This window comes from Streptococcus sp. 32226D021BW, from assembly GCF_053545015.1.
Window position 1 is genome coordinate 257,687 of the sequence record NZ_JBPPVC010000001.1, and the last position, 20,826, is coordinate 278,512.

Here is a 20,826-nt window from a genome sequence, read left to right on the forward strand (position 1 = left end):
CAGAAAATAAGAAAGTCGACATAGAGAAAAAAACCTTGCTGGCTAGCAAGGTTACACGAAAAGAAGGCAGTATCTGCCCTATTTATCACGTTCCCTTCTTCGCCTCTCTGGACTCAGTTAAAGGATATATTTTCAGCATTATACATTTTTTAGAATTATTTGTCAAATCATGATACAATAGAGATATGAGAATTCAACAATTATACTATATTATTAAAATCGCAGAAACTGGCAGTATGAATGAGGCTGCCAAACAACTCTTCATCACCCAGCCCAGTCTTTCCAATGCCGTCCGCGATTTGGAAAAGGAACTTAGCATCAAGATCTTCTTCCGCAATTCCAAGGGGATTACCTTGACCAAGGATGGTATTGAATTTCTTTCCTACGCCCGCCAGATCGTCGAACAGACTGAACTCCTCGAGGATCGTTATAAAAATCCAAATGCTAAACGCCAACTCTTCAGTGTATCCTCTCAACACTATGCCTTTGTTGTCAATGCTTTCGTATCCCTCTTAAAAGATACGGACTTGGAAGATTATGAACTCTTTCTAAGGGAAACGCGGACCTGGGAAATTATCGATGACGTCAAGAATTTTCGCTCAGAAATCGGCGTCCTTTTCCTCAACCATTTCAACCGAGATGTTTTGCTAAAGCTCTTGGACGACAATCGTCTATCCTACACCCATCTTTTTACTGCCAAGCCCCACGTTTTCGTCAGCAAGACAAATCCACTGGCACAGAAGAAATCGATAACTTTGGACGAATTAGCTGATTTCCCTTATCTTAGCTACGAGCAAGGTATCCACAACTCTTTCTATTTTGCTGAAGAAATATTGGCACAAGAGCACCACAAGAAATCAATTGTCGTTTCTGACCGTGCCACCCTTTTTAATCTACTGATTGGTCTAGATGGCTATACCATTGCAACCGGTATCCTCAATTCTAATCTCAATGGAGATAACATTGTTTCAATTCCTTTAGAATTTGATGATAAAATCGAATTGGTCTATATCCAACATGAAAAAGCTATGCTATCAGACATGGGCGAAAAATTTATCAACCACCTTCTGGAAGAAGTTAAATTTGGCAAGAAGTAAATACAGATTTATATAGACAAACTCCAAATAATATGTTATAATATATTCATGAAAGCTTTTGAAAAGAAATTTGAAATATTTCAATTTCTGCATGGGAAACGCTTTCATTTTTTTTATATCTATGTTATAATTTGCTTATAATATATATTAAGGAGTGGTTAGATGGCTCAAAATAAAATGTTAGCTATGATTCTTGCTGGTGGACGTGGAACACGTCTAGAAGGTTTGACCAAGAAAGTCGCTAAACCTGCGGTCGCATTTGGAGGAAAATATCGTATTATCGATTTCCCTCTCAGTAACTGTGCCAACTCAGGTATCGATATTGTCGGAGTTTTAACCCAGTACGAACCTGTCCTCTTGAACTCTTACGTTGCTCAATCACAACGTTGGGGCTTGGATGTGCAAGGTTCTGGTGTCTTTGTCCTTCCCCCAAGTGAGAAGATTGAAGGCTTTGGTCTGTACAAAGGTACTGCTGACGCTATCACCCAAAACATTGACTTTATTGATTTGAACGATCCTGAATATGTCTTGATCTTGTCAGGTGACCACATCTACAAGATGAACTATGACAAGCTCCTTGACACCCACATTCAGAAAAAAGCAGATGCAACCATCGCTGTTATCGAAGTGCCAATCAAAGAGGCTTCTCGCTTTGGTATCATGAATACTGACGAAGACTATCGTATTGAGGAATTCGAAGAAAAACCTGCAAATCCTAAGAGCAACTTGGCATCCATGGGTATCTATATCTTCACTTGGAAGACCTTGAAAAAGTATCTCCAAGAGGATGATAAATCTGAAACATCTTCACACGACTTTGGTCATGACATCATTCCTAAATACTTGGAAGACGGTCGTACCCTTATCGCCCATCCATTCCGTGGCTATTGGAAGGACGTTGGTACCGTTAACAGTCTTTGGGAATCAAACATGGACTTGATTGACCACGCTGGTGACTTGGATCTTTCAGACCGTTCATGGAGAATTTACTCAGAAGACAAGGGCTCTCCAGCTCAAGTAATCGGTGCTACCGCAACTGTTAAGTCAGCCTACATTGACAAAGGGGCTATCATTGACGGCTATGTAGAACACTCTGTCATTTCAACTGATGTTCAGGTTCATAAAGAATCTGTTGTGAAAAACTCCGTCCTTCTTCCTGGTGCTATCATCGGTGAGGGAGTTGAGCTAGACTATGTCATCGTTGCTGAAAACATTAAGATTGCGGATGGAACGAAGCTCTCTGGTGACGCTGATAATATCCTCTTGATTGATAAGAATGTAACCAAGTAAGAAAGGATTGCTATGTTAAGAAACACTCTAGGAATTGTAAATATTGAAGGAAACAATGTACACTTTGGTGACGTAATGGAACATCGTGGCGTACAAGCCTTTGGTTTTTTGGGACGCTATCGACTAATTGACTTCGTTCTATCAAATATGTCAAACTCAGGTATTACAGAGTTCCAAGTTTATATGCCTGTTCGTATGCGCTCAACTATCCAGCACGTTGGTACAGGTAAACACTACAACATCAACAGTAAACGCGGTTCTCTTCGCCTGCTCAACAGTGTAACAGACCCAAACTCTGTTTACCAACATGATATCAATGCATTTTCTGATAACCTTCATTTCATTGAAAACTCAACCAAAGAACATGTTTTGATTGCTCCTTCTTACTTCATCTACAGCCAAGATTTTACCAACGTCATGGAAGAACATGAGAAAACAGGTGCAGACATTACGGTTCTCTACAAGAATATTACCGATGCAAAAGAAAACTTCATCGGTTGCCAAACCTTAAAATTTGATGATAACAAGCGTGTAGTGGCCTTTGAAGAAAACCATGGTAAATATAAAAACCGTCCTGTTTCATTAGAAGCCTACATCATGAAACGTACAACCTTTATCGAGTTGATCAAACGTGCCAACAAAGTTTCATCACTCTACTGGTTGAAAGATATTCTTCGTGATACAGTAGATCAATACAAAATCATGGGCTATGCACACCGTGACTTTGTCGCTTGTATCAATAATGTTGAATCTTATTTCAAAACTCAGATTGATTTGATTGACCGTGATACTCGTAAACTACTTTTCAAGAATGACTGGCCAATTCATACGCAAACAAGTGATTCTTCTCCTACTCTTTATGGTCCTTTAGCAGAAGTCAAACGCAGTTTGATTGCCAATGGTGCCAATATCAATGGTCAGGTAGAGAACTCCGTGATTGACCGCGATGTGATTATTGAAGAAGGTGTTGTTGTCAAGAACTCAATCATTCTCAATGGTGTAACTATCAAGAACGGTACTACCATTGAAAATGCCATCATTGACAAGTCGACAAAGATTGTTCATTCTACAGATATCAAGGGTAGTGAATCAAATCCTGCCTACATCAAAGCACATCAAATTATCTAGGAGACCTCATGACAAAAAAATCTGTTCTTTTTGTAGCATCTGAAGGACTTCCATTCATCAAGACTGGTGGTTTAGCCGATGTAATCGGTTCCTTACCTAAAGAATTGGTAAAGCAGGGGTTGGATGTCCGAGTGGTACTTCCACTGTATAAGAAAATTGCTATCAATAACCATGCTGATTTTGATTATGTATCTAGTTTTGATGTTCGTGCTGGTGATATTCAGTCCATGGCCAATGTCTACTCCCAAGTGATTGATGGAGTAACCTTCTACTTTATTGAACATCGTGATTTCTTTGAGCGCGATGAATTGTATGGATACGACGATGATGCCATGCGCTTTGGTTATTTCCAACATGCTACTTGTCGTCTACTAGAAGCTCTCAACTACTTCCCAGATGTCATTCATACACATGACTGGCATACTGCTGCGCTTCCATTCCTCTGCCGTACTTTCTACAGCTACCGTGAGGAATTCCGTGCTATCAAGCATGTCTTCACCATTCACAACTTAGCTTTCCAAGGGATTTTCCATAAGCAAGCCCTTTGGTCAGCTCTAGGTATGGACTACAGCTACTACTTAGATGGAATTGCTCGTTTCCATGACGAGTGCATTTCCTTTATGAAATTGGGTATCTTGTATGCGGACAAGGTAACAACCGTTTCAGATACCTATGCGCGTGAAATTTTGACCGAAGAATTCGGCGAAAACATGCAGCACGTTCTCGAACTTCGCAAACATGACTTGGTCGGTATTGTCAATGGTATCGATTACGATAGCTGGGATAGTCAGACAGATACATACCTCGTAAAAAATTATAGTCTTGAAACAATTGCAGACAAAAAATCCAATAAATTGGCCTTGCAAGCTCAGTTTGGACTTCCACAAGATGAACATGTCTTGATGATTGGTATTGTATCTCGTTTGACCTGGCAAAAAGGTTTCTATCTCTTAACTGAGGTGCTCAGCCATCTGCTTCAAGCCCACGTTCAATTTGTTATCTTGGGCAATGGCGAAGCAGATGTTGAAAATGCCTTTAACCATTTCAAACACGCTTATCCTGAAAAATTCGCCTTCTACCGTGGCTACAATGAACCACTTGCCCACCAAATTTATGCAGCAAGTGACCTCTTCCTCATGCCATCTATGTTTGAACCGTGTGGCATCAGTCAGTTGATTTCTATGCACTATGGTACGCTTCCATTGGTTCGTGAAACAGGCGGTTTGGTAGATACGGTGACACCTTATCATATCGACAGCAAAGAAGGTACTGGCTTTACATTTGGTGGTCGTGATGCCTACAATATGCGACAAGTCTATGATTTGGCACTTCAGACCTACTATGACCGTCCAGAAGACTGGTATTCTATGGTTAAACAAGCTATGGAACGTGATTTCAGTTGGACTGCTTCCGCTGAGAAATACATCTGGCTCTACCGTGAAATTAGTGGCTAGGTGAGATTTGACAACAAACGGAAGGGGAGTGCGACCAAGGTCCACTCCTTTTCAACAAGGAGATTGCTATGACAGAATTTACTGATTTGGATTTATACTATATGAATTCCGGTGAGCACACCACACTATACGAGAAAATGGGGGCTCATTTAATAAAGGAGCGTAATAAAATCCTTGGCACCCAATTCCGTGTCTATGCTCCAAATGCAAGAGAAGTTTTCTTGGTTGGAAACTTTAACGACTGGCAACGTAGCCATCCAATGCAATGGGAAATTGATGGTGTTTTTCAACTCTATGTAGAAGGTTTAAAATCACTTGAAGATTATAAGTACCTCATTATAACCCACGATGGACGTGAAATTTACAAGGCTGACCCTTATGCATTTTTCAGCCAAGTGCGTCCAAACACTGCGTCTACAACCTACAACTCTCGTTATAAGTTTAAAGACGATGTCTGGATGTATCATCGTGTCAACTATGACTTTAAGGAGCAACCTGTTTCTATCTACGAAGTTCACCTTGGTTCTTGGAAGCAAAAATTTGCTAATAAAAACGAAGGCGGTGCACCACTTGAGGCCTTCAATAGTTACAAAGAAATTACACCGCTTCTCATTGAGCATGTCAAAGAGAATAACTATACCCATATCGAACTGTTACCAATTACTGAGCATCCTCTAGATGCTTCTTGGGGATATCAGGTTACCGGTTATTACAGCCCAACTAGTCGCTATGGTAAGCCAGATGAACTTAAATATCTGGTTGATCAATGTCACCAGGCTGGCATTGGTGTCATTCTTGACTGGGTCCCACTACATTTCTGTAAAGATGCCCATGGTCTCTATCAGTTTGACGGTAGTTGGCTCTACGAATATCCGAATGAGCACGACCGCGAAAATCACCAGTGGGGTACCGCAAACTTTGATTTGGGTAAAGGTTTGACACGTTCGTTCCTTCTCTCAAACCTAAAATATTGGTTGGAATACTTCCACTTTGATGGGATCCGAGTTGACGCTCTGTCCTACCTTCTCTACTGGCGTGGTGAAACGGAAGATGACAAGATTAACCATGGAGCCATTGATTTTATCAAACGTGTCAACGCCATGGTTCACACCGACTATAAGGGCGTCATGATGATTGCAGAAGATTCGTCAAGCTTCCCTAAAGTAACTCATTCCCTTGAAGAAGGTGGTATCGGTTTTGATATGAAATGGGATTTGGGTTGGATGAATGACACGCTCAAGTTTGTAGAACGTCCGTCTGTCTATCGTAAATACCATTCAAATGAAATTACTTTCGGTATGTACTACAACCAAAATGAGCAATTCCTCTTGCCCTTATCTCATGACGAGGTTGTCCATGGAAAACTCTCTATCATTGATAAAATGAATGGGGAATATGAAGACAAGTTCCACTTGGCCCGTGTCTATTACAGCTTCTATTTTGCCCATCCTGGTAAAAAATTGCTCTTTATGGGTAATGAATGGGGCCACATCCGTGAATGGCATGAGTACACCGAAATGGATTGGAATTTACTAACTTATCCAACTCACTCTAGTTTCTACCAGATGATGAATACCTTGTCTACTTTCTATCGTGAGCACGATGCTTTTTGGAAGTATGATTACCAGGCCTATGACAAAGGATTCCAGTGGGTCAAAATTGACAGCGAAGCTAGTCTATATGCCTTTTCACGCATGAGTGATGACCAAGAAATCTTGACCATTCATAATTTTAACGACCAAGAATTGTTCGATGTCCACTTGGATTTGCCTAATAATAGCGAATACAAACTCGTCTTTTCATCCAATGCCATTCCAATGGAAACATTCAGCCTCTTTCCTAATGAAAATGGGGCTACAATAACCGTTCCACGATTGACTAGTCTGTATTTAGAGCGGGTGAAATAAGAACATGTAAAGAATGAAGTTCAAAAACTTCATTCTTTTTTGCATGAAAAAACAACCACCGTTTCCGATGATTGTTTGTCTGACTTATTCAACAGCTGTATAAGTTGCTGCTTTTTCAAGGAAGGTATCAAATTCGCCACTTGCTTTCACTTGAGCGATGACCTTGTCAATCTCAGCTTTTAGCTCTGCACTTCCTTTTGGAAGGGCGATAACTTTTGAATTCTCGTCAATAGTTGGAAACTGTGCTGATGCAATTGCAAGGTCACTGTTTTGTGAAACATAGCCTGCTGCTACTGGTGAATCCATCAAGACAGCTTCTACCTTACCTGTCTTCAATTCATTAACTGCTTCACCCATTTGTGTCAATGAAATAATTTTCGCATCTGCCATTTTTTCTTTGGCATAGGTTTCTTGGGTAGAACCTTTTTGAACAGCCAAGGATTTTCCTGCAAGAGCATCAACACTTGAGATGGTTTCCGCATTTTCTTTCTTAACAAGTAGAACGTCAGCAATTTGGTAATAGCTTTCTGAGAAGTCAAAAACTTTTGCACGTTCTTCAGAGTAAGATAGACCAGCGATTGCAATGTCAGCCTTTCCTGATTGGACGCTGTTCAGAACGTTGTCAAAACTCATGGCTGATACTTCCAACTTCACACCGAGCTCATCCGCAATTTTTTGTGCTAGCATAATATCTGCTCCAACAACTTCGTTTTTGCCATCTACAAGCGTTTGAAATTCAAATGGTGCATAGTCAGGACTTGTCGCTACAACCAAGGTTCCTTTTTCTTTAATTTTGTCGAGTGTTGATTGGCTTGAAGATGAGCTAGTTGAAGAACAAGCTGCCAATGTAAATCCTGCTAACAAGGTAGCTGCTAAAGTAAATAGTTTTTTCATTTTTTATCCTCTTTTTCCTTTTTTATTAAAACGATGTCATTTTTCCTAATGAATCATCGGACCTTAAAAGTAATTTTCTCCATATTTTCTTCCTCTTTTCAAAAGATATGTCTAGTATATAGTAATTTTATACAATTGTCAATAGTTATTTTGTATTTTTATGCGATTTTTTATTTTTTTATTCAAACAAAAAAATTCTAGCCCTTACTACAGGGCTAGAATGAATGGAGGAAATATACTATTCTATTGAATCAATTCCATAGTATCTCTCGCTATCATAAGTTCTTCATTTGTTGGAAGAACAAATAGCTTGATATTCGAATCCTCTGAACTAATCAATTTTTTATTGCTTTGATTTGACTCACGGTCAAGTTTTATACCAAACACAGAAAGTTTTTCTGCGACTTTCTCACGTATCAATCTGGAATTTTCTCCGATTCCTGCTGTGAAAACAATGGCATCTACTCCACCTAAATCTACCATATAGGTCGCAATAGTGTGAGCGATACGATTGGTAAACATTTCAATTGCTGTGATGGCTTGAGAATAGCCTTTATGATACGCTTCCTCGATATCTCGCAAATCATTACTAATTTCGGAAACAGCTAATAGGCCAGACTCTTTATTCAGAATGGCTGTGATTTGACTAGGGGTCAAGCCTTCTTCTTCCATTAGGAAAGGAAGAATGGCTGGGTCAATATCACCACTTCTGGATCCCATCATTAAGCCTGCCAAGGGGGTAAATCCCATAGAAGTGTTGATGGATTGTTGCCCCTTAATGGCACAGATACTTGCTCCATTGCCAAGATGACAACTGATGACCTTCAACTGATCCGTACCAAGACCTTGCTGTTTATATACTTCCTTGGTAATTAAAGAAATATATTTATGGCTGGTGCCATGGAAACCGTATTTGCGTAAACGGTATTTGTCATAATACTTTCTAGGCAGAGGGTAAAGATAGTATTCCTCGCTTAAGGTTTGATGAAAAGCTGTATCAAAAACTGCCACATTTGGAGTATTTGGCAAAAGCTCCTTGAAGGCTTTGATGACTTCTAAATTTGCAGGGTTATGGCTAGGAGCAAGGAATGAAAATTCATCAATCTTAGTGAGAGCACGTTCATCAACCAAAGCAGATGCCTTAAAATAATCACCACCATGGGCCACACGATGCCCAATCCCAGCAATATCTGCTAAGGATTGTATAATCCCTTTTTCATCTAATCTTTTTAATAGATAGTTTACTGCCTCTTTATAACTTGAAAGAACTAGTTTTTCTGTCTCCTTTTGTCCTTGGTAAACCAAAGTAAATGCCGATTCCGGTTCTCCAATTCTTTCAAATATACCTTTAGCGATGATTTCCTCAGCAGGCATGGCTAATAATTGAAATTTTAAAGATGAACTACCAGCATTGATTGCAAAAATTTTCCTCATTACTCGTCCTTTCTTTAATCACATTTTACAATGAGAGAGGGATTAGCCCATTCCCAAGGCTTTAAATACGAATACAGCTAGAGTTGCACCGACAGTTGGTGCTACAATTGGAATCCAAGCATAGCCCCAATTCGCTCCGCCCTTATTTGGAATAGGTAAGAGGGCATAGGCCAAACGAGGACCGAAATCACGCGCAGGGTTGATGGCATAACCCGTTGTTGAACCAAATGAAAGACCGATGGCCATAACTAGGAAAGCAACTACAACAGGAGCAAGACCTACTGCAAAACCTGCAGTATTCATCAATAACAAAACGAAAATGAAGAAGAAGGTCGCGATTACTTCACTCAAGAAGTTAAAGGTTGTGTTTGGAATAGCTGGACCAGTGGCAAAAATACCGACTGAATTCCCTTCCTCAGCTGTTGTTGCTTGGAAATGTGGATAGTAATGCAAAACAACGATTGCTGCACCAGTAAAGGCACCGAGAATTTGTGCAATAATGTACCCTGCTACCATACTCCAATCAAACAAGCCACCTAAGGCAAAAGCGATTGTGACTGCTGGATTTAGGTGCCCACCTGTTTCAAAGAAGCCCGCCACATAAACACCGCACATTACGGCAAAGCCCCAGGCAAAGATTACAGTTAGAAAACTAGGGGACATATTTTTAGATAGGGCGTGTTTTAAACTAATTGAGGAACCAAAGCCTGTACCAAAGGCTATCAGAACCATTGTTCCTAAAAATTCACCAATGTATTTCTCCATCGTGAGAATCTCCTTCTATTCTTTTTTATCTTGTATTTCTGCTATTGCATATTCTGCAATTGTTTGATCTTCAATAGCGTTGCCGCCACTAATACCAATTGCTCCGATAATCCGTCCATTGCAGTAGATCGGAATACCGCCAGCCAAGCTGACAATCTGACCTTCTGACATTGTTTCTAGTTGAAAGAGCCACTGATCAGGTTTTGTAAGTGATGAAAGATCCTTAGACTGCATCTTCATGCCAACAGCTGTATATGCTTTTCGATAGGCCATATCGTAGCTAACTAAAAGTGAATCTTCCATTCGATAGGTTAGGATTACATGAGCCGCTGCATCCACCAGGGTAATCACAACAGGCACCTTCAATTCCTGTGCCTTTTCTATCGCACGATTAACAATGGCAAAGGCATGATCATAAAGATTTATGTTGTGTAAATCATCTTTTTTTTCTAAGAGCTCTTGGCATTTTTGAATGATTCTTTGAAGCAGGATTTCATCGATTTGATTTTGATTTTGTGTCATCTTTTCTCTCCGATTACCTATTTCTAAAAGGATGTTTCCAAGGCAGAATCCTGTATCAATGGAGTTCCTTTAACAAGTTTAGCTGCGTTAGTCCCTAAAATCCTTAAGACACGATTAGACTGGTTTGGATAGTCATTTAAACGATAGAAAAACTGTTCCGTTTGTAAATTTCGATAATGGAGAACAATTTCTCTTTCATTGATAGCTAAACCAACCGAGAGTGGTGAGGACTGAGCAGCTTGATGGGCCAGAGAAACGATACTTTCCGAAGAAAGTTCTATAGTTTCTTTTAAAAATGGAATTCCTTCTTCCTCCATACCAAGCTCTAACTGAGTCAACTTGTCTTCAGGCACCTTTCCCAACTTGTAAATAAGAATAACTGGCTTAGTTGCTTGATAAAACATAAGCATCACCCCACTCTTCTTTACAGTATGAAAGTACCAAACCTGTTGCTACTGCATTTCTTGGTCCAGAAGTTCCTCGGATATTTCCTCGACCTGCCACGATATTGCTCTGAGATAGGGCATCGGTTATCAACTGCGGTACTTCAAAGTCTAAGGCTGACCCGCCTACGATAACAACAAATGGAATATCTCTGATGTCTTGAGTTGGACTGACCGTCTTTAAGGCTCGAATGGCATTGGTCACAAAGACTCGTTCTTTGGCTGTTTGACGAACAATCTTGATTTTTTCAATCGAATAATCTGTGTCAAGCGGTACTAATTCTCCAGTATCTTTGACGATGACTACTCGGGCAAATAAATCTCCACTCAGAGGTTTGTCAAAGAATTGGACACTACCATCCTCATGGCGAATATGGAAAATACTTTCAACCTTAGCAAGGGGGTATTTCTTAATATCCTCTGCCAAATGCCTATCTTCTAGACCTAACTCCGTATTGATGAGCATGGTGACCATATCACCAGCACCAGCTAGGTGAACAGCTTGGATCTCCCCTTTTTGGTTAATAATGGAGGCATCTGTGGAACCAGCCCCAAGGTCTAGAATAGCCATTGGTTGACTAGTACCTGGTGTTGTTAAAGCTCCAAGAATAGCTGAGTGGGCCTCAGCTCCCCCGATTTCAACAGGTACACCCAATTCCTTTTCAACTTCCTGGGCAATAAGGGACATCTGTAATCTGTCAGAGTTAACCATGGAAGCAATTCCAACGGCCTGCTCCATAGAAAATTCTCCGGCAAGACCACCTTTTACGGTGATAGGAGCAAAAGTATCCACTGCCAGAATATCCTGAATCTTAATCTGATCCAGTTGTTTCTCAGTTAAATTTGCCATGGTAAGCCGGACTTTCTCAAGCATACCACCCACATTTGTGCCTGCTTCACCCAGAACATTTTCGATATGTTGAATACGGGAAACATGGTCCATAATGGCTTCTGCACCTTTTGAAATATCAACGCTGGTATTCTGTTGCTGACCAATAATCTTGATAGTTCCTGCTGGAATTGTCCTTGCTTGAACATCTCCTTTTGGTGTTTTGATGACAACCGCTGAACGATTGCCAATCAGGGCACGGGCAATCGGAACGACCTGCTTAGTATCTTGTGCATCAAGCTGAAAGACCGTCGCAATACCATAAGGATTGGAGAGTTGGGAAATGACTTTACCAACTTCTGCAACCTCAACCGCCGCCAACATTCCTAAAGGCACCTTATCTATATAGGAAATTTCATCTACAATCGGTATCTTTTTCTCCAAGCGATTATTAACTAAGACACCGTCATCAGCCTGCAAGACCGCACCGACAATCTTATATCCTCTTGAAACATAGGCATTGATAAGCTGGGCCACCGCATCGAAATCAACTTGCTTAGAAGCCACAACGATATAGCTATCTGTTATTGGCTTATTGATCAAATCCAGGATATCAACGGTATAACCAACCCCCAACCCAAGACCACCTGGTGTCCTTGGGTTGTGGCCAATCATGGTAGATTCTGTAATGACAGTTTCCGTAATGGTTTCCATAGCAACATCTCCAATTACGGGAGTTGCTTCATTGATACGGATCAAAGAAATATCTTTGATACTAAGATTGGTTGGTTCTAAGAGTAATTTCAGGGACTGATATATGCCATGAACATTTTCTTTTGTTCCCTTGATACCAGTTGTATCTGCAATCGCAGAGGACAGAAACTGGACGGTTCCATTATCGTATAGCTGAGCTAAGGCAGACTCAGTTGACGAATTTCCAATGTCAATACCGATAATATACTTCATTCCTTCTTCCTCCTTTCGATTTTCAGATTAGTTATCACCTTTTAGTTTCTTACGGCGTTCATAGTGTTCTGCTGCTTCACGAACAAAGCCTGAACAGATTTTCGCGCCATAGACATTTTCAAGTTCATTTGCGATGTCCAATAGTTCTTGCTTAGAAGAACGGTAAGGACGAAGGGCGTTGTAGATTTCCAATACACGTTCATCTGGTACCTTGGTCAATTCTGCCGCGCGTGAGAAATTGTATTCGATAGCTTCACGACCGGCATTTCGAGCGATTTCACCCTGCTTTAAGAGGATTTCTGGCTTGATCCGCAAGTCTTTTGAGGTGATACTACCGTTGACAATATTCTCCAAGGTAATGTCTTCAAATTTCTTGTTATCACCAACGACAATCCAGTCTGGGTGTTTTTGTGCAATCGGATAGTCTGCTGCAGTAGCTTCTGTACCTTTTGGTAGACCACTGGTTACAGGTTTGTCGTGTCCATTCATCTCTTCTAAGATTTTTCTTACTAATAGTTCTACTGATTCACTCATTTCGATTTCTCCTTGAAGATTTTCTTAAATCAATTCAATTTCATCAGCTGGACGACCTTTTTCAACAAGCTTGGTTTCTTTGATATGAAGCAAGGCTGAATAGGCTTGGTACTTAGGACGAGCCATTTGGTCATTCAAGGTTGGAACAGGGTTTGGTGTTTCACCTTTGGCATATTTAGCAGCATTTTTACCAATTAAACGGTAAGTATCAGCTGTCAGGAGTGGTGCTTGCGGGAAGAGTTCTAAGTTGCTCAATGGTGGTAAATCTCTTTGGTGAATAACGGTTGTTCCTTTAGACTGAATACCGATTGAAATACCTGAACCAGATAGGTGGTCACCTTCTACTGCTACAAAGGCAACGTCTGATGAACGATAAACTTTCACAACACGCGCTTTCAAGCCTTCTTCTTCAATACCTGCAATCACTTGTCGTAACACTTCTGTATGAGGGATATCAACCATGGTCTTGGTTTGTTGTGTGCCAAAAGCAGGACCAACTGCAATAACCACTTCATCAACAGATTGACTTGGTTTGGCAACGCCAATGGTGCGAACTACAGCCTTTTCTGGCAATACTTCTTTCTTGGCAGTTGTAGTAGTTTGAGTTGCAGGAGTAGGGTTGACTAAGCCAACTTCCTTGATTACTTCTGCAATAATGGAACGTAGTACGTCCTCATTGATGGTTGTCATAATGATTACCTCCTAGATATCACGTGGATCAATGGCATTTGGAATATTCTTCACTTTTTCCCACTCTTCACCAACTAGACGGTGACCTGTGCCGACACCGACATAGTCATTTGGTGAGTTGATTGCAGAGATAACATTCCAATTGCGGTCAAAGATAGCTGATGTTTGCAAGAAATCTCCAGCAACACGTTGTTTGAAGAGATTTACAAGCTCATTGGCAACATCTGGGAAACCATTATTGGCAAGGGCTTTAATGAGGTCTACGCCTTGTACACCACGTTCTAAGAGATTAACAGCTGCCTTGATGTCTTCAACCTTGTCACGTTCTGGCATATCTTTTGAACCATGGGCGTAGGTAGCTGCTTCAACTTCCTCATCTGTAATAGCTGGCAAACCAAGACCTTTGAAGAGGGCTTGCATAACTTTGGCTGCTTTACGGCGAACTTGAACAACTTCCTCTTCGCGAGCTGGACGTAAACCACCATCAACACGCAAGTCACGTTGCAAGATATTGTAATCATCGTAGTCTTCTGCATCCCAGTTAGAGCCAGCAAACATGTTGTCGTAGTTTGGTGTAGAAGAGTAACCTGAGTTAATAAAGTCTGTACCTGGTGCCAATTGCATCAAGGTGCGGACAGAGCGACGGAGGTCTGAGTGAGTAAAGGTTTGGTCATTTGAAGAAGCACATTCCAAATCAAGCATGGTAGCAATCAAGTTTTCAGCAATGACTGCACGAATACCACTTGGAACGGCCGCAGGAATACCGATACAAGATACAGAACCGTTTTGAGTACCTTGTACACCAGCTGCTTTTGTGATATACAAGCAACGAGCTTCTAGGTAAAGCATGGATTTGCCTTCTGCTTGTCCCATCTGCACTTCAGCACCAGTACCTGATGTGAAACGCATCTTCAAGCCACGAGAAGCGTAGGCAGATGCCAAGAAGGCTTTAGACCAAGGAGTATCGTCACCATCTGTAAAGACATCTTCCGTACCATATACAGAAATGGTTTCAGCGTAAGCTGTAAATCCTCTCATACCAAGGTCTAGCTCGGTTGCTTCTTCCAGGGCACATTGGGTCAATACGCCCGGACGACCAACTTGAGAACCAATCATAATCCCTAGGGCGTTGAATGGGGCATAACGAGCAACCGCAACAGTTGTTTCTTGCTCTGCGAAACCACGAAGAGCTCCTTCTGCTGCATCCGCTGCAATTTGAACAGGGTTGTCGTTTACGTTGGTAACGTGTGATTGGGTAGCTGTCTGTTTGCGGGTACGCATTTTCTGAACAGCCATCATAATTTCTACGACGTTCATGTGGCTCACGACTTCAACGATTTTGGCTGGAGTCATAGCCTTGGTCAACTTAACAATTTCAGAACGAGGTACAGAAGGAGTCAAAATCATATTGGCAATCTCTTTTGAGTCCATCTTCACGACTTCTTCTGCATGAGCCAAATCAATACCGTAGTTTGCAATAAACTGGTCAATCAAGTCAAATTCTTCTTTTGGTTTCCCATCCAATTCAACCACTTTACCATTGAGAATTTTGATACTTGGTTTTGGATCGTTAGGGCTTTCCATTGCAATAAGACCTTCTTCAACCCACTCTGTTACAAATCCGTCTTGGTTGATTGGGCGGTTACTTAATGCCTCAAAACGTTTTGATTTCATATTTCTTTCTCCCTATCTATCAGATGTATGAAGGTTGAGAGTTAACTGGAGTATCTCCAAGCGTTCCTAATAATTCTTTACCAATTTCACGGGCAGAGATAACAGCTTGACGAACAGCACCAGAATCACCACTGATGAAAAGAATAGTTTCATTTGAATAGCTAGTGCCGTCACCTGGAGAGGCATAACCAATCACATCAACATCTGCTGCTTTTACTGCTGTGTCAGCCATAACAACACCAATGGCAGCTGGTGCTCCTACAATTAAACCAAATGCACGACCAACTTCTGCACCAAAAGCAGCCTGGCAGGCATGGCTTGCACGTGCTGTATACTGTAATTCAATATGGCCTGCTTCATTGGCATAAACATCACCAAAGGTACGTGCGATATCCCCAAGAGTCACTTCTACCGCCCGTTTCACGTCTGAAACATCGTCGCCACCAAAGATAATCAAGCTACCGTGACCAGCACCACCTTTGGTATCACGTGGTAATTCAATTTTAACAATTTCTGTATTGGTTGCTTTTACTGCTTCATCTGCAGCCATAATGTGAGGACCCGCACCAGTACGAGCACCTACCACACCAAGTGAACGGTAAGATTTTTCCAACTTCATCGCACTAAGTACTTGTTGATCGACATTTGCAATCACCAATCCAATAGTATCACCAATAGGGTTTGAACCAATAAATTCGGTAACATTACATTTGTTTGCCATAATAATCTTCCTCTATTTTTTGTTTTCATTTACATCGCCTAACGCGATAACGCTTACATTTTGTTTTAAAAAAATTTACTGATTTTGCCAATCCGCAGGATAGGTTACATAGATAAACCTTGCCTTATCTTTGACAGAAAATTGAATATCACTTCCCTTAGGAATAAAGAGAATTTCACCTGGTCCTGCGGACATAACCTCATTGCCAGTAATAATATCCAATCGTCCTTCTATGACGTAATCCACTTCATCATAGTCAAGATGCCATGGGAAGGTTGTTTTTTCCATGGTCATCAAGCCGAGTCCCAAACGAGGACTTTCTTCCAGAGTTAGGAGGTCACGGGTATAAACTGAGTCAGTATCATTACCTGTATCTAAACGATCCTCAGGTCTGACATCCATCCGGGGCAGATTGAGGGAAATGATTCCTGTCGAGCTAGCTGCTTTACATGACTTGCCTGCTCCCAAACTTTCTAGCAAAATCTTTCTAACAAGTTCTTCTAGCTGGCTACGATTGATGTCACTCATAGACTACCTCCATCAATTAGGATTCTTTCTTGGTAAGAACAAAGGCGAGTAGGACAGCTGTTACACCACCAACCAATTTTCCGACCATCATTGGAAGAATCATATCTGGATTTTGACCAGCAGTGAAGCCCAAGTGGTCTCCGATAACAAAGGATGCTGATACTGCAAAGGCAACGTTAATAATCTTACCTCGTTTGTCCATATCCTTCATCATTTGGAACATAGCAATATTATTTGCTAAAGATGCTACAAGGCCTGCTGCACCGACTTCGTTCATTCCAAGGGATTTACCAATCGCTGAAAGTGGCTTGTTGGCAACCTTGGTGAAGATTGCTACTAAACCGAAGGCCCCTGCCAATGTTACTGCAATAGAACCAACTACACCAAAGGCTTCCATAAGAGTTTCAGCTCCACTCGGGTAGAGGCTATTTAACCATTCATTACCTGTCAATAGCTGTGCTGCACCGAAAGCCAAACCGAGAGTTGCAATCACTACAATGATATGACCAAAAATCTCGAATCCTTTTATCATTCCATTTGGTGCTAATAAAAGACCGATAAAAATCAATGCAGAAACAATCACTATTGGAATGAGGTTAATCATCAATGTCCCTACAGGTAAGCCAGGAACCAAGAATCCTCCTACTAAACAGCCAATTGGAACTGTTACTAAGCCGTATAAAATACCTCTAGCCAGTAATGGACGATCATCTTTTTCAATGATTCCCAATGCAACCGGGATGGTAAATACAATCGTTGGTCCCATCATCGATCCTAGTACATAGGCAGCAAAGTTTCCAACTACAGGATCATCAGCTAGACTAAGAGCTAATGGTGCTCCACCCATATCGTTAGCAATGAATGTTGTAGCAAAAATAGATGGGTCTGCTCCAACCATGCCGTATAGTGGGACAATAATTGGTTTGAGAATATCCGCTAATAATGGTGCAACAACCATAATACCGGCCATCGAAAGGGCCAAAGCACCCATGGCCATGATACCTTCCTCAAATTTTTCACTAAGTCCTAATTTCCCTCCGATACATTTATCAACTGCACCGGCCAACATAAATAGGACCATGATGTAGATGATGATTTCATTTATACTCATAATTCCCCTTCTCACTTTCTAGTGAATTTATTCTGCATCAGCTGTGTACTCAACTTTATCGATAATTGCGACAACGACCATATCAACAGGAACATTTTCTCTATTCAAGCTAACTCTAGCTGCACTACCTGTAGTCACCATTACCTGATCACCTTCCCCAGCACCGATGCAATCTGCGACAACAACCAAAGATGGATCTGTTTGTTGTTCATTTAGTTGGCGCTCGACCACTAAAAACTTCAATCCATTTAAGTTCTCATCTTTTCTAGTAGCCCAAAGACTCCCTTTTACTGTTCCAACAAACATACTCTCTCTCCTCTTATTCTATGATTGTTATTCTACGACGATTTAGATAGTCGCGCGCCAAGGCTGTTATAATGGTTCCCTTTTCAATATGAAATACTCCATCATCTTCCAATTCTAAAGCTCTCAGCCTAGATTCTGTAATGAGTTTGACCTTCTTTGAAACATTTTTCTCAGGAGTTTGCTGAATGGATTGAACCTCAATAGGTCCCTGTTTCAATAAGGCAGGCAAGTCTTTCTGTGAGTAAAACTGCACACCATATTGTTCCAGTTTCAATTTTCTTTGAAGTAGTTCTTGGAAGAGCAAGTTCTTAGCTGACTGTTTATAGCAGTCTATGGCAAATGATTCCTTTGAAACCAAGACCTTTCTACCTGCTAACAAACTAGTAACAACTTCCATCTCCTCTGAACTATTGGGACAAAGCTGAGAAATCCTTAACAGTGAATCTAAAGATAGACCATTTGCAATGATATGCTCTGCCTCATCAATACCTTCTACAATACGATACTCTCCATCTAAGAAACCGCCTACTGTTTTATCACCGATAAGATACAGACTGATTTGATGGGAACTACTATTCAGACGGTCTAGAAGGCGATTGGTAATCTCTTGAACTAAAAATTCTAAGTTATCCATTTTTAATCCTTTCTAAACCATCTCTATCCTTTTTTGATAATGCGACCACGCATTCCTTTTTTAAATCCGCAAGCATTGGCTTCATCATAGTCAATGTGCATAAAGGTCGCAAACTTAGGGTGTACTCGAATGACTACATCATCAAAAATTAGTCCTCGTTCTCCACCTACTTTTACTTGCACAATTTCCTTATTCACTACATTAGCTTTAGCAGCATCTTCTGGGGTCATATGAATATGACGTTTAGCAACGATCAACCCTTTATCCAGAGATACTACCTTACTTCCATTTATCAAGACAATCCCTGGAGTATCCTCAATCTGTCCGCTCTCTCGAATAGGCGCATTGACACCTAGCTTCAAGCAATCTGTCAACGATACTTCAACTTGTGTAGCACCACGAACAGGACCGAGTATCACCACATTTTGGAAGGAACCTTTTGGACCTAAAATTGTCAAACGTTCTTTACAAGCAAATTGTCCTGGTTGGGATAAATCTTTGGCTTTGCTTAGAGAATAATCTTTTCCAAATAAGGTTTCTAAATCTTCTTGAGAAAGGTGGATATGGCGTCCACTCGCCTCAATTTCAAAACTTCCTTCTAACTCATCCTGAACTCTTGTAGCAATCTTATCAATTAGCTCTTTTATTTCCATTCTAATCACACCTTACCTTTCACTCATCCATTGTCATCCATAGGAAAATCTGAATAGAATGCAATAGATGAGTTAGCTTAGCCAAATATACATCATTTTCTCGAGAACCTATCAGCGATAGCTCCTGTTCAAGCGTAGCTAAGGCTATGTAAGTTTCGTACAGAGCTAGTTTCCAGTTAGTTACAGCACAGGTTAAGGAAAGCTTTGTAAAATCCAGTTCCCTTTGCTGACTATATTCATCCAGTTCTGTCACCGACGGTAGTAGTTCATCATAATCGTGAAGTTCATCCAGTATCTGACCAGATACCATACCTTCAATCATTGTCAGTACTTTGCTGACTTTCTCAAATTTTGATTGTTCGAATGAAAGATAGAGTTCACGTTTACTTTTAAGAAAATGTGGATATAGTGTCGTTAGACGAAACAATAGTGGATAGATTGCTGAATCCTCTAAAGTAGTTACTTTTTGATGTATCGCTTGTGGAGATGTCGTAAGTTGCTGATTATTGGAACGCGTTTGGACCACTCGAATATGATGGTCATTCAAGTAACTTCTTGCTGATGGAGTCAGTTTTTCATGTTCACCTAACTGGAAAACTCCTCCGTCAGCAATAGAAAGCTCCTTGAGTAGCTTTCTAATCTTTACTTCTGTAAAAACCGACATACACTCACATCCTTTAACGATTATTTAATCAACTGGCTACCCGCAGAGAACCCACTCAAATGGGTAGCCAGTACACTTATTCGCTACTTCGGTAAAATTACTTCTACTTCTGAATGAGGACGTGGGATGACGTGTACAGATACTAATTCACCAACATTTTCTGCTGCTGCAGCACCAGCATCTGTCGCTGCCTTAACTGCACCAACATCTCCGCGAACCAAGACAGTCACCAAACCACCACCAACTTGTTCTTTACCTACAAGGGTAACGTTTGCTGCTTTGACCATTGCATCTGCTGCTTCGATTGCGCCAACCAAGCCGCGTGTTTCTACCATTCCTAATGCGTTTGCGTTTGCCATTGTTATTTCCTCCGATTTTTTATTCTTCTTCTTTTTTAGCTTGAGGTAAAATCACTTCTACTTCTGAATGTGGACGTGGGATAACGTGTACAGATACTAATTCACCAACATTTTCTGCTGCTGCTGCACCAGCATCTGTCGCTGCTTTAACTGCACCAACATCTCCGCGAACCAAGACAGTCACCAAACCACCACCAACTTGTTCTTTACCTACAAGGGTAAC

Annotated in this window: 23 protein-coding genes; 5 read left to right on the forward strand and 18 right to left on the reverse strand. The window is 40.9% G+C overall.

Annotated features, from left to right (window positions below; all coding sequences use genetic code 11):
* Positions 1 to 185 precede the first annotated feature (185 nt).
* The 5 genes from ACEE44_RS01355 (at position 186) to glgB (ending at position 6,876) form a co-directional block, all read left to right on the forward strand.
* On the forward strand, positions 186 to 1,097 hold the full coding sequence (locus ACEE44_RS01355; RefSeq protein ID WP_172029342.1) for a LysR family transcriptional regulator: 912 nt from the start codon (positions 186 to 188) through the stop codon (positions 1,095 to 1,097).
* A gap of 162 nt (positions 1,098 to 1,259) precedes the next feature.
* Positions 1,260 to 2,387, forward strand: coding sequence for a glucose-1-phosphate adenylyltransferase (locus ACEE44_RS01360; RefSeq protein ID WP_332412700.1), 1,128 nt, complete (start codon positions 1,260 to 1,262; stop codon positions 2,385 to 2,387).
* A gap of 12 nt (positions 2,388 to 2,399) precedes the next feature.
* On the forward strand, positions 2,400 to 3,515 hold the full coding sequence (gene glgD / locus ACEE44_RS01365) for a glucose-1-phosphate adenylyltransferase subunit GlgD (protein ID WP_332412702.1): 1,116 nt from the start codon (positions 2,400 to 2,402) through the stop codon (positions 3,513 to 3,515).
* Between the two features lie 8 nt (positions 3,516 to 3,523).
* Positions 3,524 to 4,969: a glycogen synthase GlgA gene (gene glgA, locus ACEE44_RS01370; protein ID WP_449170984.1), complete on the forward strand. Its 1,446-nt coding sequence runs from the start codon at positions 3,524 to 3,526 to the stop codon at positions 4,967 to 4,969.
* Between the two features lie 68 nt (positions 4,970 to 5,037).
* Positions 5,038 to 6,876: a 1,4-alpha-glucan branching protein GlgB gene (gene glgB / locus ACEE44_RS01375; protein WP_449170985.1), complete on the forward strand. Its 1,839-nt coding sequence runs from the start codon at positions 5,038 to 5,040 to the stop codon at positions 6,874 to 6,876.
* 84 nt (positions 6,877 to 6,960) lie between these two features.
* On the opposite strand, the gene ACEE44_RS01380 is transcribed toward glgB, so the two are convergent.
* The 18 genes from ACEE44_RS01380 to ACEE44_RS01465 all read right to left on the reverse strand — a co-directional run.
* Positions 6,961 to 7,770 carry a transporter substrate-binding domain-containing protein gene (locus ACEE44_RS01380; protein ID WP_449170986.1) on the reverse strand — a complete coding sequence of 270 codons (810 nt, stop codon included), beginning with the start codon at positions 7,768 to 7,770 and terminating at the stop codon, positions 6,961 to 6,963.
* Between the two features lie 243 nt (positions 7,771 to 8,013).
* Positions 8,014 to 9,204 carry an acetate/propionate family kinase gene (locus ACEE44_RS01385; protein WP_449170987.1) on the reverse strand — a complete coding sequence of 397 codons (1,191 nt, stop codon included), beginning with the start codon at positions 9,202 to 9,204 and terminating at the stop codon, positions 8,014 to 8,016.
* Between the two features lie 42 nt (positions 9,205 to 9,246).
* On the reverse strand, positions 9,247 to 9,969 hold the full coding sequence (locus ACEE44_RS01390) for an MIP/aquaporin family protein (protein ID WP_024380875.1): 723 nt from the start codon (positions 9,967 to 9,969) through the stop codon (positions 9,247 to 9,249).
* Between the two features lie 15 nt (positions 9,970 to 9,984).
* Positions 9,985 to 10,491, reverse strand: coding sequence for a GlcG/HbpS family heme-binding protein (locus ACEE44_RS01395; RefSeq protein WP_449170988.1), 507 nt, complete (start codon positions 10,489 to 10,491; stop codon positions 9,985 to 9,987).
* Positions 10,492 to 10,514: 23 nt separating this feature from the next.
* Complete coding sequence (locus tag ACEE44_RS01400) at positions 10,515 to 10,895, reverse strand: glycerol dehydratase reactivase beta/small subunit family protein (RefSeq protein WP_248033350.1); 381 nt, start codon at positions 10,893 to 10,895, stop codon at positions 10,515 to 10,517.
* Entirely contained in the window at positions 10,876 to 12,729 is a 1,854-nt protein-coding gene (locus tag ACEE44_RS01405) for a diol dehydratase reactivase subunit alpha (protein WP_449170989.1), read from the reverse strand. Before ACEE44_RS01405 ends, ACEE44_RS01400 begins: the two co-directional genes overlap by 20 nt.
* 27 nt (positions 12,730 to 12,756) lie before the next feature.
* Positions 12,757 to 13,263 (reverse strand): diol dehydratase small subunit, encoded by a 507-nt coding sequence (locus ACEE44_RS01410; protein WP_024380879.1) that lies wholly within the window; start codon positions 13,261 to 13,263, stop codon positions 12,757 to 12,759.
* Positions 13,264 to 13,287: 24 nt separating this feature from the next.
* Positions 13,288 to 13,953 carry a propanediol/glycerol family dehydratase medium subunit gene (locus ACEE44_RS01415; protein ID WP_449170990.1) on the reverse strand — a complete coding sequence of 222 codons (666 nt, stop codon included), beginning with the start codon at positions 13,951 to 13,953 and terminating at the stop codon, positions 13,288 to 13,290.
* A gap of 12 nt (positions 13,954 to 13,965) precedes the next feature.
* Positions 13,966 to 15,627: a propanediol/glycerol family dehydratase large subunit gene (locus tag ACEE44_RS01420; protein ID WP_449170991.1), complete on the reverse strand. Its 1,662-nt coding sequence runs from the start codon at positions 15,625 to 15,627 to the stop codon at positions 13,966 to 13,968.
* A gap of 19 nt (positions 15,628 to 15,646) precedes the next feature.
* A complete protein-coding gene (pduB, locus tag ACEE44_RS01425; RefSeq protein ID WP_332411775.1) occupies positions 15,647 to 16,348 on the reverse strand; it encodes a propanediol utilization microcompartment protein PduB in 702 nt (233 codons plus the stop codon).
* A gap of 75 nt (positions 16,349 to 16,423) precedes the next feature.
* On the reverse strand, positions 16,424 to 16,876 hold the full coding sequence (locus ACEE44_RS01430) for a cupin domain-containing protein (protein ID WP_332411777.1): 453 nt from the start codon (positions 16,874 to 16,876) through the stop codon (positions 16,424 to 16,426).
* A 16-nt stretch (positions 16,877 to 16,892) separates the two neighbouring features.
* Entirely contained in the window at positions 16,893 to 17,987 is a 1,095-nt protein-coding gene (locus tag ACEE44_RS01435; RefSeq protein WP_449170992.1) for an ethanolamine utilization protein EutH, read from the reverse strand.
* 27 nt (positions 17,988 to 18,014) lie between these two features.
* Positions 18,015 to 18,293: a EutN/CcmL family microcompartment protein gene (locus ACEE44_RS01440; RefSeq protein WP_024380885.1), complete on the reverse strand. Its 279-nt coding sequence runs from the start codon at positions 18,291 to 18,293 to the stop codon at positions 18,015 to 18,017.
* Between the two features lie 13 nt (positions 18,294 to 18,306).
* Positions 18,307 to 18,927: an ethanolamine utilization protein gene (locus ACEE44_RS01445; protein ID WP_449170993.1), complete on the reverse strand. Its 621-nt coding sequence runs from the start codon at positions 18,925 to 18,927 to the stop codon at positions 18,307 to 18,309.
* Positions 18,928 to 18,950: 23 nt separating this feature from the next.
* Positions 18,951 to 19,580, reverse strand: coding sequence for an ethanolamine utilization phosphate acetyltransferase EutD (gene eutD / locus ACEE44_RS01450; protein ID WP_449170994.1), 630 nt, complete (start codon positions 19,578 to 19,580; stop codon positions 18,951 to 18,953).
* Between the two features lie 19 nt (positions 19,581 to 19,599).
* Positions 19,600 to 20,244, reverse strand: a complete 645-nt coding sequence (locus tag ACEE44_RS01455; protein WP_172023903.1) for a hypothetical protein — start codon at positions 20,242 to 20,244, stop codon at positions 19,600 to 19,602.
* A gap of 83 nt (positions 20,245 to 20,327) precedes the next feature.
* Positions 20,328 to 20,603, reverse strand: a complete 276-nt coding sequence (pduA, locus tag ACEE44_RS01460) for a propanediol utilization microcompartment protein PduA (protein ID WP_024380889.1) — start codon at positions 20,601 to 20,603, stop codon at positions 20,328 to 20,330.
* Positions 20,604 to 20,622: 19 nt separating this feature from the next.
* A partial coding sequence (locus tag ACEE44_RS01465) for a BMC domain-containing protein (protein ID WP_449170995.1) occupies positions 20,623 to 20,826 on the reverse strand: 204 nt, incomplete at its 5' end.

Excerpts from the sequence above, each read along its gene's own strand:
- ACEE44_RS01355 (WP_172029342.1), top strand. The coding sequence starts at position 186 with ATGAGAATTCAACAATTATACTATATTATTAAAATCGCAGAAACTGGC.
- ACEE44_RS01360 (WP_332412700.1), top strand. The coding sequence starts at position 1,260 with ATGGCTCAAAATAAAATGTTAGCTATGATTCTTGCTGGTGGACGTGGA.
- glgD (WP_332412702.1), top strand. The coding sequence starts at position 2,400 with ATGTTAAGAAACACTCTAGGAATTGTAAATATTGAAGGAAACAATGTA.
- glgA (WP_449170984.1), top strand. The coding sequence starts at position 3,524 with ATGACAAAAAAATCTGTTCTTTTTGTAGCATCTGAAGGACTTCCATTC.
- glgB (WP_449170985.1), top strand. The coding sequence starts at position 5,038 with ATGACAGAATTTACTGATTTGGATTTATACTATATGAATTCCGGTGAG.
- ACEE44_RS01380 (WP_449170986.1), bottom strand. The coding sequence starts at position 7,770 with ATGAAAAAACTATTTACTTTAGCAGCTACCTTGTTAGCAGGATTTACA.
- ACEE44_RS01385 (WP_449170987.1), bottom strand. The coding sequence starts at position 9,204 with ATGAGGAAAATTTTTGCAATCAATGCTGGTAGTTCATCTTTAAAATTT.
- ACEE44_RS01390 (WP_024380875.1), bottom strand. The coding sequence starts at position 9,969 with ATGGAGAAATACATTGGTGAATTTTTAGGAACAATGGTTCTGATAGCC.
- ACEE44_RS01395 (WP_449170988.1), bottom strand. The coding sequence starts at position 10,491 with ATGACACAAAATCAAAATCAAATCGATGAAATCCTGCTTCAAAGAATC.
- ACEE44_RS01400 (WP_248033350.1), bottom strand. The coding sequence starts at position 10,895 with ATGTTTTATCAAGCAACTAAGCCAGTTATTCTTATTTACAAGTTGGGA.
- ACEE44_RS01405 (WP_449170989.1), bottom strand. The coding sequence starts at position 12,729 with ATGAAGTATATTATCGGTATTGACATTGGAAATTCGTCAACTGAGTCT.
- ACEE44_RS01410 (WP_024380879.1), bottom strand. The coding sequence starts at position 13,263 with ATGAGTGAATCAGTAGAACTATTAGTAAGAAAAATCTTAGAAGAGATG.
- ACEE44_RS01415 (WP_449170990.1), bottom strand. The coding sequence starts at position 13,953 with ATGACAACCATCAATGAGGACGTACTACGTTCCATTATTGCAGAAGTA.
- ACEE44_RS01420 (WP_449170991.1), bottom strand. The coding sequence starts at position 15,627 with ATGAAATCAAAACGTTTTGAGGCATTAAGTAACCGCCCAATCAACCAA.
- pduB (WP_332411775.1), bottom strand. The coding sequence starts at position 16,348 with ATGGCAAACAAATGTAATGTTACCGAATTTATTGGTTCAAACCCTATT.
- ACEE44_RS01430 (WP_332411777.1), bottom strand. The coding sequence starts at position 16,876 with ATGAGTGACATCAATCGTAGCCAGCTAGAAGAACTTGTTAGAAAGATT.
- ACEE44_RS01435 (WP_449170992.1), bottom strand. The coding sequence starts at position 17,987 with ATGAGTATAAATGAAATCATCATCTACATCATGGTCCTATTTATGTTG.
- ACEE44_RS01440 (WP_024380885.1), bottom strand. The coding sequence starts at position 18,293 with ATGTTTGTTGGAACAGTAAAAGGGAGTCTTTGGGCTACTAGAAAAGAT.
- ACEE44_RS01445 (WP_449170993.1), bottom strand. The coding sequence starts at position 18,927 with ATGGATAACTTAGAATTTTTAGTTCAAGAGATTACCAATCGCCTTCTA.
- eutD (WP_449170994.1), bottom strand. The coding sequence starts at position 19,580 with ATGGAAATAAAAGAGCTAATTGATAAGATTGCTACAAGAGTTCAGGAT.
- ACEE44_RS01455 (WP_172023903.1), bottom strand. The coding sequence starts at position 20,244 with ATGTCGGTTTTTACAGAAGTAAAGATTAGAAAGCTACTCAAGGAGCTT.
- pduA (WP_024380889.1), bottom strand. The coding sequence starts at position 20,603 with ATGGCAAACGCAAACGCATTAGGAATGGTAGAAACACGCGGCTTGGTT.